The organism is Streptomyces sp. NPDC051243 (assembly GCF_044455405.1).
GTDB lineage: Bacteria > Actinomycetota > Actinomycetes > Streptomycetales > Streptomycetaceae > Streptomyces.
This window is the reverse complement of the sequence record NZ_JBITES010000023.1, coordinates 83318-99839: the sequence shown is the minus strand read 5'-3', so window position 1 is coordinate 99839 and position 16522 is coordinate 83318. Positions and strand designations below refer to the sequence as shown.

The following is a 16522-nucleotide window of genomic DNA, read 5'->3' as shown; positions in this document are numbered from 1 at the left end:
ATTTCGGAGGGAATTGCAATTCGTCTCACCCAGGTATTGTTCCGTCCAATATGTATCGACGAGAATTGAAAGAGTCGGCAAACGTGGCAACCCGAGACCGTGAAAATGCATCAGGGAATTCCCTGAGTGCCGTCCTGTTCGACATGGACGGCACCCTCGTCGACACCGAGCAGCTGTGGTGGGCGGCGGTGGAGTGCGTCGCCGGGCGGACCCTGACCGAGGCGGACCAGCAGGAGGTGCTCGGACGCCCGGTCGAGCACACCGCCGGCTGGCTGGCCGCGGCCACGGGAGCGTCGGCCACCGACCTCGCCGAAGCGCTCCACCGCGAGTTCGCCGACCGTGTCCGCGCCGGTATCGTCCCCCGACCCGGCGCGCTCGACCTGCTCGACGCCCTGGCCCGCGAGCAGGTCCCCACGGCCCTGGTCACGGCATCCCCCCGCGCCGTCGCCGACACCGTCCTCGCGGCCCTCGGCGCGAGCCGCTTCGCGGTCTCCGTCACCGCCGACGACACCGACCGCACCAAGCCCGCCCCCGACCCCTACCTCGCCGCCTGCCACGCCCTCGGCGTCGACCCGGGCGCCTGCGTCGCCGTGGAGGACACCGCGACCGGCGTCACCTCCGCCGAGGCGGCCGGCTGCACGGTGCTCGCGGTGCCCTCCCTCGCCCCGATCGAGCCGGCCCCCGGACGCACCGTCCTCGCCAGCCTCGAGGGCGTGACCCCGCAACGGCTGCGCGACCTCCGGGCGCGCGCCCTGCCGGCGCCCGGCCTGCGCGTCATGAGCTGGAACCTCTGGCACGGCGGCACCAAGGTCCACGACCACCGGGCCAAGCAGCTCAAGGTCATCACCGGGACCGGCGTGGACGTGGTCGGCCTCCAGGAGACGTACGGCACCGCCGCCCAGGAACTCGCCGACGCCCTCGGCTGGTACCACCACCGGGCCGGCGAGAACCTCGGGATCATCAGCCGCCACCCGATCACGGCCCGCTTCGGCGACCCCGGCGTCGGCTTCTACGGGGCGGCCGGGGTTCGGATCCGGGTCGGGGAGCGGCAGGTCGACCTCTGGACCGCCCACCTCGACTACACGCCCTACGGCCCGTACGAGTCCGCCTTCGACGGGCTCGACGCCGCCGAGCTGATCGCCCACGAGCGGGTGCGGCTCGCCCAGCTGCGGGACGCCCTGCGCCGGATCGAGGAGGCCGCCGACCCCGGCGTGCCCGTCGTCCTCGTCGGCGACTTCAACTCCCCCTCGCACCTCGACCGGCCGGACGTGGAGTGGCCGGTGACCAAGGCGGCCGAGCAGGCCGGGCTGCGGGACTCCTACCGCGAGGCGCACCCGGACCCGGCCGCCCACCCCGGCCACACCTGGTCGCCGATCCACCCCGTGCACGAGGACGGCAGCGGACGCCCCGAACCGCAGGACCGGATCGACTTCGTGCTGCACCGGGGCCTGCGCGTGCTCGACTCCGAGACCTACGTCAGCGGTCGTCCGCGCCCCTGGCCGGACGTCGAGGACAACGACTGGCCGTCCGACCACGCGGCGGTGATCACCACATTCTCCCTGCACGGGTGAGCCGCGGCCGCCTACCATCGGTGTCATGACCTGGCGACATTGATCCACCAGCCGCGCCTCCCGAGGGCCGCCTCGGACGCCGCACCCCCGGTGTCCGAAACGTCCCTGCGGGAAGGCCTCATGACACTCTCACCTGCACGCGCGCCCGCCACCGGCGTCCGGCGGCTGACGACCACGCTGTACGGCTACTCGTTCCTCGACGACTTCGTCCTGCTCTACCCGGTGTACGCGCTGCTCTTCGCCGACACCGGCCTGTCGCTGTGGCAGATCTCCTCCCTGTTCGCCCTGTGGTCCATCACCGGTGTGGTCCTGGAGGTGCCCTCCGGCGCCTGGGCCGACGCCGTGTCGCGGCGCCGGCTGCTGTGGATCGGCCCGCTGCTCACCGCCGTCGGCTTCGCGCTGTGGGTGCTCACGCCGGCGTACTGGGCCTTCGCGCTCGGCTTCGTCCTGTGGGGCGCCGGCGGAACGCTCGGTTCCGGTGCGCTGGAGGCACTGGTCTACGACGAGTTGGCTCATCTCGACGCCGCCGACCGGTACGCGCGGGTCATGGGCCGGGCCCGCGCCGCGCGACTGCTGGGCACCATGGCCTCCGCCGGTCTCGCCGGGCCCGCCTTCGCGCTGGGCGGCTACCCGGCCGTCGGCGCGGCCAGCATCCTGGCCTGTCTGCTGACGGCCGCCACGGCCGCCCGGTTCCCGGAGCACCGGGTGAAGCCGGAGAGCGGGGGCGACAGCTGGGCGACGACGCTGCGGACCGGGCTCGCCGAGGTCCGCAGGGACCGTTCCGTGCGCGGCGCGCTCTTACTGATCCCCGCCGTCGCCGCCGTATGGGGTGCCCTCGACGAGTACACCCCGCTGCTGGTCCGGGACATCGGCGTCGCCGAGGCGACCGTCCCGTATCTGATCCTGCTGATCTGGGCGGGCGTCACCGCCGGAAGCCTCCTGTCCGGACCGGCCGAACGCCTCGGCACGACCGGCCTCGCGGCCCTGCTGGCGGGCGCCGCGCTCGCCCTGGCCGTGGGCGCCGCGGCCCGTTCGGTGGCCGGCGTCGCCCTGGTCGGCCTGGCCTTCGGAGCGTTCCAGCTCGCGGAGGTGCTCGCCGACGTCCGTCTCCAGCACCGTATCGACGAGTCCCGCCGGGCCACCCTCACCTCCGTGGCGAGCCTGGGCACGGAGCTCGCCACGGTCGCCACGTTCGGGGTGTACGCAGTGCTCGGCGCGGGCGCGTCGCACAGCACGGTCTTCGCGGTGCTCGCGGTGCCCTATCTGGTGACGGCGTCGGCCCTGGCTAGAGCTCGGGCTGCCACGGCACGACCGTGAAGTCGCCCGTCCCCTTCCTGACCTTCTCGAAGGGGGCGGAGCTCACGCACTCGGGCGGCTCGTTCCCCGCACCGGGTCGGCCCGTGGCGGCCCAGCTGTAGCCGAGCCGGTCATGACGACCGACGTCATGGACGGTGACGCCGACCCGCTTGCCCTCGGCGCCCGGCAGGTCGGAGTCGGTGATGACCCCGGAGACGACAGCCACCTTTCCGCCGGTCACCAGACAGTCGACCTCGGCCTTCGCCCAGGCGCCCCAGTCGCCCAGGTAGTGGCTGAACTCGAAGGTGCCGGTGGCCTTCGTCGGGTCGGCGGTGTCCTTGGCCGCCAGATGCGCGTCGAAGGAGAACGTGATGTCGTCCCCGGCCGAGCGGTACAGCTTGGCGGTGCCGGTGAGCGCGGCCGCCTCGCGCTGCTGCGGCCCGTCCGTCGCGGTGGCGACGGGACCGACCGTTCCGGCGGTGAGCAGCAGCAGCGCACAGCAGAGCACGACGGTCTTCGTACGACGGTTCATGGCGGTCCTTTCCGCAGGTCAACCGGACAGCCACCACTGTCGCGGGGGCGCGCCCCGGCCACATCGCACCGAGGGCGGGACCCCGCCTCAGCCGTACGGCGGGGACACCCGCGCGCCCCTCCGCTCCGAGGCGGACAGGGCCTCCGTCCGAGGGCGCGCAACGAATCGCCGCCGCAGCCCTGACCGACGCAACAAACCGCTCACCAGCGCGCAACGGCTCCTTCTTGTCCGCCCTGGTCAGCCGCCCGTACCGTCTACGTGGCCCCCGCAACCACCCTTCCGCCCCGGTGAGGACACGCATGCGCACCGCCCTGCTCCAGAGCTCCGGCCGCCCCGGCTCGACCGTCGAGAACCTCAAGGTCCTCGACGAGGCCGCGGGCCGTGCCGCCGCCGCGGGCGCCGGGCTGCTGGCCGCGCCGGAGATGTTCCTGACCGGGTACGCGATCGGCGACGACATCGCCCGCCTCGCCGAGCCCGCGGACGGCGACTGCGCCGATGCCGTCGCCGAACTCGCCACGCGGCACGGACTGGCGATCGTCTACGGCTACCCCGAGCGGGCGGGCGAGACCGTGTACAACTCCGCCCAGCTGATCTCCGCCGACGGCACGCGCCTCGCCAACTACCGCAAGACCCACCTCTTCGGCTGCTTCGAGCGCGACCACTTCACGCCGGGCGACCAGCCGGTCGTCCAGGCCGACCTCGACGGCGTCCGCGTCGGCATCCTGATCTGCTACGACGTCGAGTTCCCGGAGAACGTCCGCGCCCACGCCCTCGCCGGCACGGACCTGCTGGTCGTGCCGACCGCGCAGATGCATCCGTTCCAGTTCGTCGCCGAGTCGATGATCCCGGTGCGGGCCTTCGAGAACCAGATGTACGTCGCGTACGTCAACAGGGTCGGCCAGGAAGGGGAGTTCGAGTTCGTCGGACTGTCCACCCTCGCCGGGCCCGACGGGGTCGCCCGCACCCGCGCCGGCCGCGGTGAGGAGCTTGTGCTCGCCGACGTCGACCCCGCCTTCCTCGCCGCCTCCCGCGAGGCGAACCCGTATCTGGGGGAACGCCGCCCCGGTCTCTACGGGTCGCTCGTCTGAGCAGCCGAAACCTCCCCCCGCTTTCCCTGTCGCAGTCGCAAGGAGTCCGTACCCCATGACGTCCACGGTGCCCAACGCCGTCGAGCACACCGACGAGCAGCAGCAGCCGCCGATCACCATGTTCGGCCCGGACTTCCCGTACGCCTACGACGACTTCCTCGCCCACCCGGCGGGCCTCGGCCAGATACCCGCGACCGAGCACGGCACCGAGGTCGCGGTCATCGGCGGCGGCCTGTCCGGCATCGTCGCCGCGTACGAGCTGATGAAGATGGGCCTCAAGCCGGTCGTGTACGAGGCCGACGAGATCGGCGGCCGGCTGCGCACCGTCGGCTTCGACGGCCCCAACACCGAGGGTCTGACGGCCGAGATGGGCGCGATGCGCTTCCCGCCGTCCTCCACGGCCCTGCAGCACTACATCGACCTGGTGGGCCTGCAGACCCGTCCCTTCCCCAACCCCCTTGCCGAGGCGACCCCTTCGACGGTCGTCGACCTCAAGGGCGAGAGCCACTACGCCGAGACGATCGACGACCTTCCGCAGGTCTACCGGGACGTCGCCGACGCCTGGAACAAGTGCCTCGAAGAGGGCGCCGACTTCTCCGACATGAACCGGGCCATGCGTGAGCGGGACGTGCCGCGCATCCGGGAGATCTGGGCGAAGCTCGTCGAGAAGCTCGACAACCAGACCTTCTACGGCTTCCTCTGCGACTCCGAGGCGTTCAAGTCCTTCCGGCACCGCGAGATCTTCGGCCAGGTCGGCTTCGGCACCGGCGGCTGGGACACCGACTTCCCGAACTCCATCCTGGAGATCCTGCGCGTCGTCTACACCGAGGCCGACGACCACCACCGCGGCATCGTCGGCGGCTCCCAGCAGCTGCCGCTGCGCCTGTGGGAGCGTGAGCCGGAGAAGATCGTCCACTGGGCCCACGGGACGTCCCTGAAGTCCCTGCACGCCGACGGCAGGCCCCGCCCGGCCGTCACCCGCCTGCACCGCACCGCCGGCAACCGGATCACCGTGACGGACGCGGACGGCGACATCCGCACCTACCAGGCGGCGATCTTCACCGCCCAGTCCTGGATGCTGCTGTCGAAGATCGCCTGCGACGACTCGCTCTTCCCGATCGACCACTGGACGGCGATCGAGCGCACCCACTACATGGAGTCGTCGAAGCTGTTCGTGCCGGTCGACCGGCCGTTCTGGCTGGACAAGGCCGTCGACGACAGGGGAAATCCGACCGGCCGGGACGTCATGTCGATGACGCTGACCGACCGGATGACGCGCGGGACCTACCTGCTCGACGACGGTCCGGACAAGCCCGCCGTGATCTGCCTGTCGTACACCTGGTGCGACGACAGCCTGAAGTGGCTGCCGCTGTCCGCGAACGAGCGGATGGAGGTCATGCTGAAGTCCCTCGGCGAGATCTATCCCAAGGTCGACATCCGCAAGCACATCATCGGCAACCCGGTGACGGTCTCCTGGGAGAACGAGCCCTACTTCATGGGCGCGTTCAAGGCCAACCTGCCCGGCCACTACCGCTACCAGCGGCGCCTGTTCACGCACTTCATGCAGGACCGGCTGCCCGAGGACAAGCGGGGCATCTTCCTCGCCGGCGACGACATCTCCTGGACGGCAGGCTGGGCCGAGGGCGCCGTCCAGACCGCGCTGAACGCGGTCTGGGGCGTCATGCACCACTTCGGCGGGGCGACGGACGCGAGCAACCCGGGCCCGGGCGACGTCTACGACGAGATCGCGCCCGTCGAGCTGCCCGAGGACTGAGCCAGGCCCGGGCTCAGATCCCGGCGGACCGCACCGCCTCGAACACCTCCGCGGCGACGTCCTTCAGCTCCTGGCCGTCCCGGCAGGTGCACTGGACGTCGATGTAGAACTCCTCGACGCCCGACTCGGCATGGGCCGCGAGGTCCTCGACGATCTGGCCGACGCTGCCCTGGAAGGGCTGGCGGTCGTCGCCGTCGTACGCCTTGGGTGTGTGCAGGGCGTTGATCCGGGCCACCGTCCGGAGCGGCTCGGTGCGGCCGCGCTCGGCCGCGAGCTCCCGCACCTGGCGCAGGCCCGTGGCGAGCTGGTCGGCGCCCATGGCGACGGGGAACCAGCCGTCGGCGCGGTCGACGAGCCGGGTCATCGCCTTCTTGCTGGTGGCCGCCAGCAGGACGGGGATCGGCCGGGCGGGCTTGGGGCCGACCACGGAGGAGTTGATCTTCGTGAGGCCGCCCTCGTAGGTCACCGGGTCCGGGCCCCACACCGCCTGGCAGACGTCGAGGATCTCGTCCAGGACCCGGCCGCGCTCCTCGAAGGGGGCCACGCCTGCGGCCGCGTACTCGTCGAGCGACCAGCCCGTGCCGAGGCCCGCCACCAGCCGGCCGCCGCTCGCCGAGTCCAGTGTGGCGAGGGCCTTGGCCAGCCGGAACGGGTGGTGCAGCCCGGCCACCAGGACACCTGTGCCGAGTTCGACCCGCTCGGTCGCGGTGACCGCGAGGGTCAGGGTCACCAGGGGATCCGGGACTCCGCGGTAGTGGTCGGGCCAGGGGAGCCCGGGGACGCCGTACAGGCCCTGGGTCTGGGGCTCCGGGAAGAGGGCACGCTCGTACACCCACAGGCTGTCGTAGCCGATCTGCTCGGCGGCGCGCGCCACCTCCGGTACATCGCGTCCGATGTCGTACTGCCGAGCTTGGGGGAGATGCAGTCCCAGCCGGATGGCCATGCGTACGCTCCTTTGCGTCGTTTCGCCCGTGGCAGTTCAACGCTCAACCTAACGCGGGGGCAGCGGACCTGAAGGGCGCGGCACGCGACGTGGCCGGATCAGTCCGGCAGCGGCGTGAGCAGCATGCGTCCCGCGAACCCCACCGCCGCGTCCAGTCGTTCGGTGAACTCCTCGGCGAAGTCCGGGAGTCCGCGCAGCGCCCACAGTGCCCGGGCCGTCGACCAGGTGGCGTCCCGGGCCCGCTCCAGGCTCCAGGAGCCGAGCAGATGCGTGAGCGGGTCGGCGATCTGGAGCAGGTCGGGACCCGGCATCAGATCTTCGCGGATGCGCTCCTCCAGCGAGACGAGGAGATCACCCACCCGATCGAACTCGTCCTCCAGCTCGACGGGTTCGCAGCCGAGGCTACGACAGGCGTCCACCACGGCGAGCGCCAGATCGTGGCCGATGTGCGCGTTGATGCCCGCCAGCGCGAACTGCAGCGGTCGTACGCCCGGATGGCGGCGCAGCTGCAACAGGGGCCGCCAGCAGGCCGGTGGGCGACGCTCGTCCTCGGCCGCTTCCACCGCCGCGAGATACCGCTCCGCGAACCGCACGTCCAGCGTGATCGCCGCCCGCGCGTCCGCGAACCGGCCGCCGTCGATGTGCCGGTCGACCGCCTCCGTGACGGTGAGGTAGACGCGGTTGAAGACCGCCACCCCGTCGCGCTCGGGCAGGGCCGCGTCGAGGGCGCGCATACGGGAGACGACCGCGTCCACGGGTGTGGTGAATTGTTCGCATTGCGCCATGGGGGCAGAGTCCCAGCTTTAGGCTGACCGGAGTGTCGGCGGGCCCGGCGCTTCCCCAGAACGGGGGAACGCGCTCGCTGTGGGGGAGGGGGAGCGGGACCGTGTCAGGCTTACGTGCCCAGCGGCTGGCCGCACGCAGGTCCGAGCGAAGGAGGGCGGCCCGGCGCCATGCCATGGTCGTGGCGGCCTCGGTCGTGGTCGCCGTCGGCACCGTGACCGGCATGATGTCCGCCCTCGACGACAGAGCACGCTCCGACGAGGCCGGCCCGCCCGAGGTGACGCGCTCACCGAGCCTGCAGTCCCCGCCGATCGTGCCCCCGCCGTCCCCGTCCGCCACGAAGTCCCCGGCACCGGCCTCTCCCTCTCCGACCTCGGCTTCCCCGACCCCGAAGAAGAAGGCCGGCCCCACGCCGTCGCCGACCGCCACCGAGAGGAAGCAGCAGCCGACCGTGGTGTCCGCCCGCCTCTACCGCCACCCCGACTCCAAGGTGCTCGCATGGGTCCGCGACAACGCGGGCGACCCGCGCCACGCCGTCATCGCGTCCCGGATCGCCGCCCAGCCGGCCGCGGTGTGGTTCGCCGACTTCACGCCGGCCACCATCACCGCCCGGGTCCGCGCGGTGACCGCGGGCGGTTCGGCGTCGGGCCGGGTGCCGGTGGTCGTGCCCTACGCGATCCCGGACCGCGACTGCGGCGGGCACTCCGAGGGCGGGGCGCCCGACCTCGACGCGTACGACGCCTGGATCGACAGGTTCGCCGCCGGGCTGGGCTCCGGCGACGTCATCGTGGTCCTGGAGCCCGACTCCGTCGCCCAGTCGGAGTGCCTCTCCGCCGCGGAACGCGCCGACCGCTTCGCCTCGCTGGCCCGCGCGGGCCGCGTCCTGAAGGCCGCCAACCCCAAGGCCCGCGTCTACTACGACGCCGGGCACTCGGGGTGGAACGCGCCCGGCAAGCAGGCGGCGTGGCTGCGGCAGGCGGGGGCCGCCTCGACCGCGTCCTCCGACGGCGTGTTCAGCAACGTCTCCAACTTCCACACCACGGCCGCCGAGATCGCTTACGACCGACAGGTCCTCGACGCCCTCGGCGGCCCCGCGAGCCTGGGCGCCGTCATCGACACCAGCCGCAACGGCGCCGGCGCCCCGGCCGACGGCGAGTGGTGCGATCCGGTGGGCCGCAAGCTGGGCCGGGCGCCGACGCTCGCCACGGGGGAGGCGCGGATCGACGGCTACCTGTGGGTGAAGCTGCCGGGGGAGTCGGACGGGTGCAGGGGGAAGCCGGGGACCTTCACGGCGTCGTACGCCTACGACTTGGCGCGCTGAGCAGCGTGCCCAGAGGTTGCGGAGTATCCCCGACGCCACGAGTCCCGCAGGGGCGGGCCTCCACCACCTGAGCCAGGTCAGAGACCTTGGTCGGTTTCGGCGTCCTGGGGCAGCAGCTGCGGGAGTTCGGTACGGGAGGTGATGCCGAGCTTGGGGAATGCGCGGTAGAGGTGGTGGCCGACTGTGCGAGGGCTCAGGAAGAGCTGGGTGGCGATCTCGCGGTTGGTGGCGCCGGTGGCGGCGAGCCGGACGACCTCGCGTTCCTGCGGGCTGAGCCGGGCCAGTGGGGTGTCCGCCCGGTCGTCCGGGCCGAACTGCTCGCCGATGGCCTGGAGTTCGGTGCGGGCGCGGGTGGCCCAGGGCCGGGCGTCCAGGGCCTCGAAGGCTTCGAGGGCGGCACGGAGGTGGCGCCGGGCGTCGGTGCGGCGACGTGCGCGGCGCAGCCACTCGCCGTACAGCAGCTCGGTACGGGCCCGCTCGAAGGGACGGCCCTCGTCGTTGCGCCCTTTGTCGTGGTTCTCATCGTGACGGCGCAGGGCGTCGGCGAAGTGCCGCTCGGCCTCGCCGGGTTGATCGTCGGGGCAGGTCAGCGCCCGGCAGCGGTGGAGCAGGGCGAACGCCGCCGGGCGGTTCGATGCGGTCACCCACTCGGAGAGACGGGTCAACGGCTCGGCGGCCCGGTCCGCGCGGCCGGCCCGCACCGCTGCCTCGACGAGATCGGGCAACAGCCAGGCCGACAACGCCGGATGGCCCACCCGGGCGCTCGCCGCCTCCAGATGGGCGAGCGCGCTCTCCGCCCGGCCGCACCCGAGGTCGAGCAGGCCCAGGGCCCGCTGAGCGTGGGCTCCGGCCAGCGCGATGCCGTGGGCGTCGGCGCGCTCCAGGGCCGCCTCGGCGAGGCCGGCGCACCGGTCCTGCTCACCACGCAGGGCGGCGAGCGTCGCCAAGGTCGCCCGCAGGTACGTGCCCCGGTGGTGGCGGCCGTACTCCTCTGCGATCGCGAGGCCCTCCTCGGCGGAGACCTGCGCCTCGTCGTAGCGCCCCAGGGCCAGTTGGGCCTCGGCGAGCAGGTGCAGCGCGGTATGGAGCCAGCCGACGACGTCCTGGGCGCGGCAGTCCCGCACGCACGCGGCGGCGATCTCGTACGTGGTGCCCATGGCGGCGAGCCGCTGGGCGTACGCCCCGGCGGCGATCCGCTCGGCGAATCCGGCTGCGGCAGCCACGGGGACAGCCTTGGCCGCCGGGGTACACGTCGCGGCCGGCACGCCTGCCGCGGCCCGAGCGCCTTCCGTGCTCAGGACACCCGCCACGTCCACGGCACCCGCCGCGTCCGGGGACTCCGGCGCTTCGGCAGGGGACAGCGCCGTCATGGCGCGCATCACCGCGTACTCCGGCGAGTCGGGAATTCGGGCCGCCACCTCGGCCAGGAGGCGCGGGTCGCCGCAGGAGTGCGCTGCCTGGACGGCCTCCGCGAGGAGGGCGGGGAGGTCGCCGCTGGCGCCGATCCGGTCCGCGCAGGCGAGGAGTATGCGGGTGGCCTCGCCCGGTGATCCGCGGTCCAGTTCGACGATGGCCCGGACCCGGGCGAAGTCGGCGAGCGTTTCCGGGTCGAGGGCGAGCGCGTTGATCCGGTCGGTCAGGGCCGCCGTACGGGCGAACTGCCCGGCCTCCGCCGCTGTGAAGGCCGCCGCCGCCAGTAGCCGGGCCCGTCTGGCCGCGTCCGCCGTGAGCTGCGCCGCACGTTCGTACGCGGCCGAAGCGGCGGCCGTGCCCTGCCGGCCGCCGGCCCGCTGCGCGGCGGCCACCATCTCGTCCGCGACCCGCTCGTCCGTCCCGGTGGTGGCGGCGGCCTGGTGCCAGGCCCGACGGTCGGCCTGCCGGTCGCCGCCGGAGTCGCCCTCCAGCGCGTCGGCCAGCGCCTGGTGGGCGGCGAGCCGGCGTGCCAGGGCGGCGTCCTGGTAGGTGGCCGACCTGACGAGGGGGTGGCGAAAGGACAGGGTGTGCTCGGTCAGCACGACGAGCGTGGCGCGTTCGGCCGGCTCCAGGTCCGCCGGCGTCGCGCCGAAGCGGGCCGAGGCACGCAGGACCAGGTCGAGGTCGCCCGTGTCGTCGGCGGCGGCCACCAGCAGCATCGCCCGGGTGGCCTCGGGCAGCCGGCGGATGTGGCCCTGGAAGGACTCCTGGATGCGGCCGGCGGGTGAGGACAGCCCGGCCGGAAGGGTGACCGGACTCAACCGGCCCCCGCGCTGTTCGTCGGTGAGCGCCGCGGGCAGTTCGAGCAGCGCCAGCGGATTGCCCTGTGCCTGTTCGACGATCCGGTCCCGTACGTGGGGCGGCAGGTCGCCGGCCCGGTCGGTGAGAAGGGCGTCGACGGCCCCGGTGTCGAGTCCGCTCAGCCGTAGGGTCGGCAGGCCCGCGATCCGGCCGCCGGGAACCCCGTCGCGGACGGCGAACAGCATCACCACACCCTCGGTGTGCAGCCGGCGTGCCGCGAACGCCAGGGCGTCCAAGGACGCCTGGTCCAGCCATTGCGCGTCGTCGATCAGACACAGGAGCGGGTCGTCGCCGCCGACGGCCTCCGTGAGGATCGCCAGCACCGCCGTTCCCACGGCGAAGCGGTCGCTCACCGACTGGCCGGCGAGTCCGAGGGCCGCCTTCAGAGCGGTGGCCTGCGCGTCCGGGAGCCGGTCGAGCCGGTCGGTCACGGGCCACAGCAGCTGGTGCAGGCCGCCGTACGGCAGCTCCATCTCCGACTCGATGCCCACGGTCCGCAGTACGCGGGCGGTTCCGGCGGCCTCGGCGACGTACGCCAGCAGAGCCGTCTTGCCGATGCCGGCCTCGCCATGGATCACCAGCGCACCGCTCTCGCCCTCTCGGGCACGCACGAGCAACTGATCGATCCGGTCCTGTTCTGTCCCCCGCCCGTACAACATGCGGTCAACCTACCCAACGTTCACGATCTACCGGCGTCGGATTACGTCACGCCGACCGATGTGTGGGTCCGTCAACCGGACCTACCTTCGCTGGAGTTGAACACCCCGACCGTCTCGGTCACCCCGATCCCGCCCGTCACAGGAGCCGCCGCCTTGGCCGCACACGCGCACATCACTCCCCTCCACCGCATCACTGTCACCCAGGCAACCGCCTGGCATCAGGTCGTCGCCGCCTCGATGGCCCACGATCTGCCGGACGTTCCGCCGCCCGGCCCCGGGCAGATCCACGCCCAGCTCACCAAGCCCGCCCTGGGCAGCCAGCGACTCACCTGGATGGCGACGGACGAGGACGGCACCGCCGTCGCCGTCGCCGGGCTGCGGCTGTTCACCCAGCCCGGACAGGAGCACCTGGCCGAGCTGGAACTGCACGTCACCCCCGAACACCGCCGCCGGGGCACCGGATCCCGCCTGCTGTCGGCCGTCGTCGCAGCCTGCCGTACGGAGAACCGCCGAAGCCTGGTCGTCGCGACCGGCGCCGACGGCCCGGGCGAGGCATTCGCCGAGCGGTGGCACTTCAAGCCGGTGCTGACCCTCGACCACCTGATCCTGGAGCTCGATCGGCTGGACCAGGACGCGATCCGGCGCGTAGCCGACGCCGAACACCCCGGCTACCGGCTCACCGGCTGGACCGGCACTGTCCCCGACGACCTCGCCGCGGCCTTCGCCTCCGCCAAGAACGCGATGAACGACATGCCCATGGGAGGCGTGGACTACGGGCACGTCGAGTGGGACGCCGACCGCGTCCGCGAGATGGCCCGCGTCGTCGGGGGCCGCGGGGACACGCTCCTGACCGTCGCCGCCCTCCACGACGACGGCACGATGGCCGGCTACACCGAGATCGTCCTCCCGCACGGCACGTCGCCGCGGGCCCAGCAGTACGACACCGCGGTCGTGCCGGCGCACCGCGGGCACGGTCTGGGGCTGTGGCTGAAGGCCGCGATGGTGCGTCGGCTGCGCGCCGAACACCCCGGTGTCACCGAGGTCGAGACCGACAACGCCGAGGACAACGTCCACATGGTGGCCGTCAACCGGAAGCTTGGTTTCCGCGGCTACCGGCGCACGCGCGAGTTCCAGCTCGATCTGGCCGTGAACTGATCCACGCCTTGATCCCCAGCCTGATCCAGGACCCGATCCGCGGTCCGATCCGCGGTCCGATCCGCGGTCCGATCCGCGGTCCGTTCCTCGGCCCGGTCCGTGCCTTGAACCGCGACCCGTTCCTCCGGAGGAGAACATCATGCAGAAGTTCGACACCCCCGCCCCGGTCTCCGTCATCGTCGACGTTCCCGCGGGACACATACGGTTCATCGCCGCCGACCGTGCCGACACCACGGTCGAGGTCCTGCCCGCGGACACCTCCGAAAGCCGCGACGTGAGGGCGGCCAAGGAGACCGAAGTCGCCCGCGGGGACGGCGTCCTGCGGATCGAGGGCCCGGCCGCGAAGAACCGGATCCTCGGCCATTCGGGGGCGATCGAGGTCGTGGTGCAGCTGCCCGCCGGCTCCCGCGTCGAGGCGAAGACCGCCGCCGGCGAACTCAGCGGCGTCGGACGCCTCGGCGACGTCACCTTCGAGGCCGCGCAGGGCACGGTCACACTCGACGAGACGGCGAGTGCCCGACTCACCCTCCAGGCCGGCGACATCACGGTCGGCCGCCTGGGGGGCTCCGCCGACATCAGCACCCAGGAGGGCGACCTCCACATCACCGAGGCCGTCCACGGCACGGTCACGCTGCGCACGGGGTCCGGCGACATCACCGTCGGTGCCGCCCGCGGAGTCTCCGCCACCCTCGACGCCGGCACCGCCCACGGCCGCATCCACAACACCCTCAAAAACACCGACGGCGCCGCTGGCCTGGCGGTCCATGCCACCACCAGCCACGGCGACATCACCGCCCGCAGCGCCTGAGGAGCCCCCGTCCCGAACAGCGGCCGCACTTCCTGTGGCGGACGCGCCGCCCACCACTCCTGATCCACTCCTGACCCGGAGGAACGCCATGACCATCGAGCACTCCGCCTGGACCGGCATGCTCCCGGTCGACGACACCGCCCTGGCCGTCACCGACACCGGTGGGAGCGGCCGTCCCGTGGTCTACCTGAACGGCTCCTACGCCGACCGGACGCACTGGCGACGCGTCATCACCGACCTCGGAGGCGACTTCCGGCACATCACCTACGACGAGCGTGCCCGCGGCGAGTCGAAGCCATCGGCGGACTACTCGTTCGAGGCGTGCATCCGCGACCTCGACGCCGTCCTCAGGACAAGGGGCGTAGAGCGTCCGATCCTGGTGGGCTGGTCCTACGGAGCGCTGATCGCGGTGCACTGGGCCGCCCGCAACCCCGACCGCGTCCAGGCAGTGGTGCCCGTGGACGGCGCGCTGCCGAGCGAGTGGCTCGACGACAACACCCGGGAACAGGTCCGCAAGCTGTTCCGCCGACTGAGCCCGCTGTTCCCGATCGCCCGCCGGCTCGGCCTGGCCGCACGGATGAGCGCCGGTCAGCATGCGGAGATCAACCTCGAAGCCAACGAGCTGTGCGCACCCGCCGCTCTCGAACCGGTCCTCGACCGGGTGAGCGCACCGGTCAGGTACGTGATCGCCACCGGCGGCAACCTGGGTGCCGACGCGAAGACGATGGAACAGCTGCGCGCCAACCTCGACCCGATACTGGCCCGCAACCCGAACATCCGCGTCAGCAAGAAAGTCCCGAGCAACCACTCCAAGATCCTGCGCAACGACTACCGCGCCGTCGCCGACGCGGTCCGTGAGCTCGCAGGCATCGCCGTGCAGAACACGAACCGTGCCACCCACGAAGAAGCAGATTCAGCGAACATCGCTTGATCGGACGAAGGGGGAACTGCCACATGCGAGTGGTGCTGTCGTCTTACGGATCGCGCGGGGACGTCGAGCCGATGGTGGCTCTGGCGATCGCGCTGCGTGGGCTCGGGGCCGAGGTGCGGGTGTGCGCGCCCGAGGACGCGGAGTTCGCCGAGCGGCTGGCCGGCGTCGGGGTGGAGATGGTGCCGGTCCGTCTGTCGATCCGTGCGCTGGCGGCGGGGGTGAACTCCACGGCCGCGCCCTCCATGACCGAGCGGGTGGCGGTGCTGGCCGCCGCGCAGTACGAGGCGGTGACCGTCGCCGCCGGGGGAGCGGACACGGTGGTCGCGACCGGTCTGTTCCCGGCAGTGGCCGGAGCCAGGACGGCGGCCGGGAAGCTGGGGCTGCGGTTCGCGTACGTGTCCTACTTCCCCGGCATGCTGCCGTCGCCGCACCACCCGCCGTACCCGCTGCCAGGCCGTCCCCTCCCCGAGGGAGTCACCGACAACCGGACGCTGTGGGACCTGGACGTCGAGGGCCAGAACGCGGTCTACGGCCCCGGACTCACCGCCTTCAGGGAGGAGGTGGGGCTGCCGCCCCTGGACAGCGTCCGCGATTACGCGATCACCCGTCGGCCCCTGCTGGCCGCGGACCCGGTGCTCGGACCGTGGCAGGAGCCGGCGGAGCTCGACGTCGTACAGACCGGAGTCTGGGTCCAGCCGGACGAGCGCCCGCTCCCCGCCGATGTCGAGGACTTCCTGGAGGCCGGGGAAGCGCCGGTGTACGTGGGCTTCGGCAGCATGGCCATGCAGGGTTCATCCGACGCCGCCCGGGTGGCCATGGAGGCGGTACGCGCACAGGGCCGCCGTGTGCTCGTCTCCCGGGGTTGGGCCGACCTGGCGCTGATCGACGACCAGGACGACTGTCTGGCCACAGGGGAGACGAACCACCAGGCGCTGTTCCCGCGCGTGGCCGCCGTCGTCCACCACGGAGGGGCGGGCACCACCACGACGGCAGCGAGGGCGGGTGTGCCCCAGGTGGTGGTTCCCCAGCTGGTGGACCAGCCGTACTGGGCAGGCCGGGTGGCCACCCTGGGCGTCGGCGCGGCCCACGACGGCCCGGTCCCGACCCTGGAGTCCCTGTCGGCCGCCCTGGCAACGGCCCTGTCTTCCCAGACCACCGCCGCAGCAAGGGAGTTGGCGACCGCCATCCGCACCGACGGCGCGGAGAAGACCGCCAAGCTCCTCCTTGAGGGCTTCGGCGAACTGGCCTGACGGACCCACCCGGTCCCGCTCCCGCCCCACCGCAGGGCGGGAGTGCGCGCCAAGCCGGGAGCCGTTCGTCAGGCCGGATCATCGCTCCGTACGCCGGAGCCTGTCCAATGCTGTGCTGGTGCGGGCTTCAGATGCTG

General features: G+C 72.5%; 13 protein-coding genes. 9 read left to right on the top strand and 4 right to left on the bottom strand.

Annotated features, from left to right (window positions below):
- Window positions 1–83 precede the first annotated feature (83 nt).
- Both ACIBAG_RS41745 and ACIBAG_RS41740 read left to right on the top strand, forming a co-directional pair.
- Window positions 84–1571 (top strand): HAD-IA family hydrolase, encoded by a 1488-nt coding sequence (locus ACIBAG_RS41745; protein WP_399112837.1) that lies wholly within the window; start codon window positions 84–86, stop codon window positions 1569–1571.
- A 120-nt stretch (window positions 1572–1691) separates the two neighbouring features.
- Window positions 1692–2888 carry an MFS transporter gene (locus tag ACIBAG_RS41740; RefSeq protein ID WP_399112836.1) on the top strand — a complete coding sequence of 399 codons (1197 nt, stop codon included), beginning with the start codon at window positions 1692–1694 and terminating at the stop codon, window positions 2886–2888.
- On the opposite strand, the gene ACIBAG_RS41735 is transcribed toward ACIBAG_RS41740, so the two are convergent.
- Complete coding sequence (locus ACIBAG_RS41735; protein WP_399112834.1) at window positions 2857–3399, bottom strand: Repetin; 543 nt, start codon at window positions 3397–3399, stop codon at window positions 2857–2859. The genes ACIBAG_RS41740 and ACIBAG_RS41735 overlap by 32 nt on opposite strands.
- Window positions 3400–3698: 299 nt before the next feature.
- Here ACIBAG_RS41735 and ACIBAG_RS41730 point away from each other — a divergent pair, with 299 nt between their 5' ends.
- A complete protein-coding gene (locus tag ACIBAG_RS41730; RefSeq protein ID WP_399112833.1) occupies window positions 3699–4487 on the top strand; it encodes a carbon-nitrogen hydrolase family protein in 789 nt (262 codons plus the stop codon).
- Window positions 4488–4542: 55 nt separating this feature from the next.
- A complete protein-coding gene (locus ACIBAG_RS41725) occupies window positions 4543–6261 on the top strand; it encodes a flavin monoamine oxidase family protein (protein WP_399112831.1) in 1719 nt (572 codons plus the stop codon).
- Window positions 6262–6274: 13 nt separating this feature from the next.
- Here ACIBAG_RS41725 and ACIBAG_RS41720 read toward each other — a convergent pair whose 3' ends face one another.
- Entirely contained in the window at window positions 6275–7204 is a 930-nt protein-coding gene (locus ACIBAG_RS41720) for an LLM class F420-dependent oxidoreductase (protein ID WP_399112829.1), read from the bottom strand.
- A 98-nt stretch (window positions 7205–7302) separates the two neighbouring features.
- A complete protein-coding gene (locus ACIBAG_RS41715; protein ID WP_399112828.1) occupies window positions 7303–7989 on the bottom strand; it encodes a DUF5995 family protein in 687 nt (228 codons plus the stop codon).
- A 173-nt stretch (window positions 7990–8162) separates the two neighbouring features.
- Between ACIBAG_RS41715 and ACIBAG_RS41710 the strand changes: the two genes are divergently transcribed.
- On the top strand, window positions 8163–9308 hold the full coding sequence (locus ACIBAG_RS41710; protein ID WP_399112907.1) for a glycoside hydrolase family 6 protein: 1146 nt from the start codon (window positions 8163–8165) through the stop codon (window positions 9306–9308).
- A 77-nt stretch (window positions 9309–9385) separates the two neighbouring features.
- Here ACIBAG_RS41710 and ACIBAG_RS41705 read toward each other — a convergent pair whose 3' ends face one another.
- A complete protein-coding gene (locus ACIBAG_RS41705; RefSeq protein ID WP_399112827.1) occupies window positions 9386–12241 on the bottom strand; it encodes an AAA family ATPase in 2856 nt (951 codons plus the stop codon).
- Window positions 12242–12337: 96 nt separating this feature from the next.
- On the opposite strand from ACIBAG_RS41705, the gene ACIBAG_RS41700 reads away from it, so the two are divergent.
- The 4 genes from ACIBAG_RS41700 to ACIBAG_RS41685 all read left to right on the top strand — a co-directional run bounded on the left by ACIBAG_RS41700 (window position 12338) and on the right by ACIBAG_RS41685 (window position 16385).
- Window positions 12338–13396, top strand: coding sequence for a GNAT family N-acetyltransferase (locus ACIBAG_RS41700; protein ID WP_399112825.1), 1059 nt, complete (start codon window positions 12338–12340; stop codon window positions 13394–13396).
- Between the two features lie 139 nt (window positions 13397–13535).
- Window positions 13536–14204, top strand: coding sequence for a DUF4097 family beta strand repeat-containing protein (locus ACIBAG_RS41695; protein ID WP_399112823.1), 669 nt, complete (start codon window positions 13536–13538; stop codon window positions 14202–14204).
- 88 nt (window positions 14205–14292) lie between these two features.
- The gene (locus ACIBAG_RS41690) at window positions 14293–15135 is read left to right on the top strand and encodes an alpha/beta fold hydrolase (protein ID WP_399112822.1); all 843 of its coding nucleotides are present in this window, start codon (window positions 14293–14295) and stop codon (window positions 15133–15135) included.
- 23 nt (window positions 15136–15158) lie between these two features.
- Window positions 15159–16385, top strand: coding sequence for a glycosyltransferase (locus ACIBAG_RS41685; protein ID WP_399112820.1), 1227 nt, complete (start codon window positions 15159–15161; stop codon window positions 16383–16385).
- Window positions 16386–16522: the final 137 nt, after the last annotated feature.

What these genes read in the sequence shown, in the direction of transcription:
- ACIBAG_RS41695 (WP_399112823.1), top strand. Translation starts at nt 13,536, where the DNA reads ATGCAGAAGTTCGACACCCCCGCCCCGGTCTCCGTCATCGTCGACGTT.
- ACIBAG_RS41710 (WP_399112907.1), top strand. Translation starts at nt 8,163, where the DNA reads ATGGTCGTGGCGGCCTCGGTCGTGGTCGCCGTCGGCACCGTGACCGGC.
- ACIBAG_RS41720 (WP_399112829.1), bottom strand. Translation starts at nt 7,204, where the DNA reads ATGGCCATCCGGCTGGGACTGCATCTCCCCCAAGCTCGGCAGTACGAC.
- ACIBAG_RS41685 (WP_399112820.1), top strand. Translation starts at nt 15,159, where the DNA reads ATGCGAGTGGTGCTGTCGTCTTACGGATCGCGCGGGGACGTCGAGCCG.
- ACIBAG_RS41715 (WP_399112828.1), bottom strand. Translation starts at nt 7,989, where the DNA reads ATGGCGCAATGCGAACAATTCACCACACCCGTGGACGCGGTCGTCTCC.
- ACIBAG_RS41740 (WP_399112836.1), top strand. Translation starts at nt 1,692, where the DNA reads ATGACACTCTCACCTGCACGCGCGCCCGCCACCGGCGTCCGGCGGCTG.
- ACIBAG_RS41735 (WP_399112834.1), bottom strand. Translation starts at nt 3,399, where the DNA reads ATGAACCGTCGTACGAAGACCGTCGTGCTCTGCTGTGCGCTGCTGCTG.
- ACIBAG_RS41725 (WP_399112831.1), top strand. Translation starts at nt 4,543, where the DNA reads ATGACGTCCACGGTGCCCAACGCCGTCGAGCACACCGACGAGCAGCAG.
- ACIBAG_RS41690 (WP_399112822.1), top strand. Translation starts at nt 14,293, where the DNA reads ATGACCATCGAGCACTCCGCCTGGACCGGCATGCTCCCGGTCGACGAC.
- ACIBAG_RS41730 (WP_399112833.1), top strand. Translation starts at nt 3,699, where the DNA reads ATGCGCACCGCCCTGCTCCAGAGCTCCGGCCGCCCCGGCTCGACCGTC.
- ACIBAG_RS41705 (WP_399112827.1), bottom strand. Translation starts at nt 12,241, where the DNA reads ATGTTGTACGGGCGGGGGACAGAACAGGACCGGATCGATCAGTTGCTC.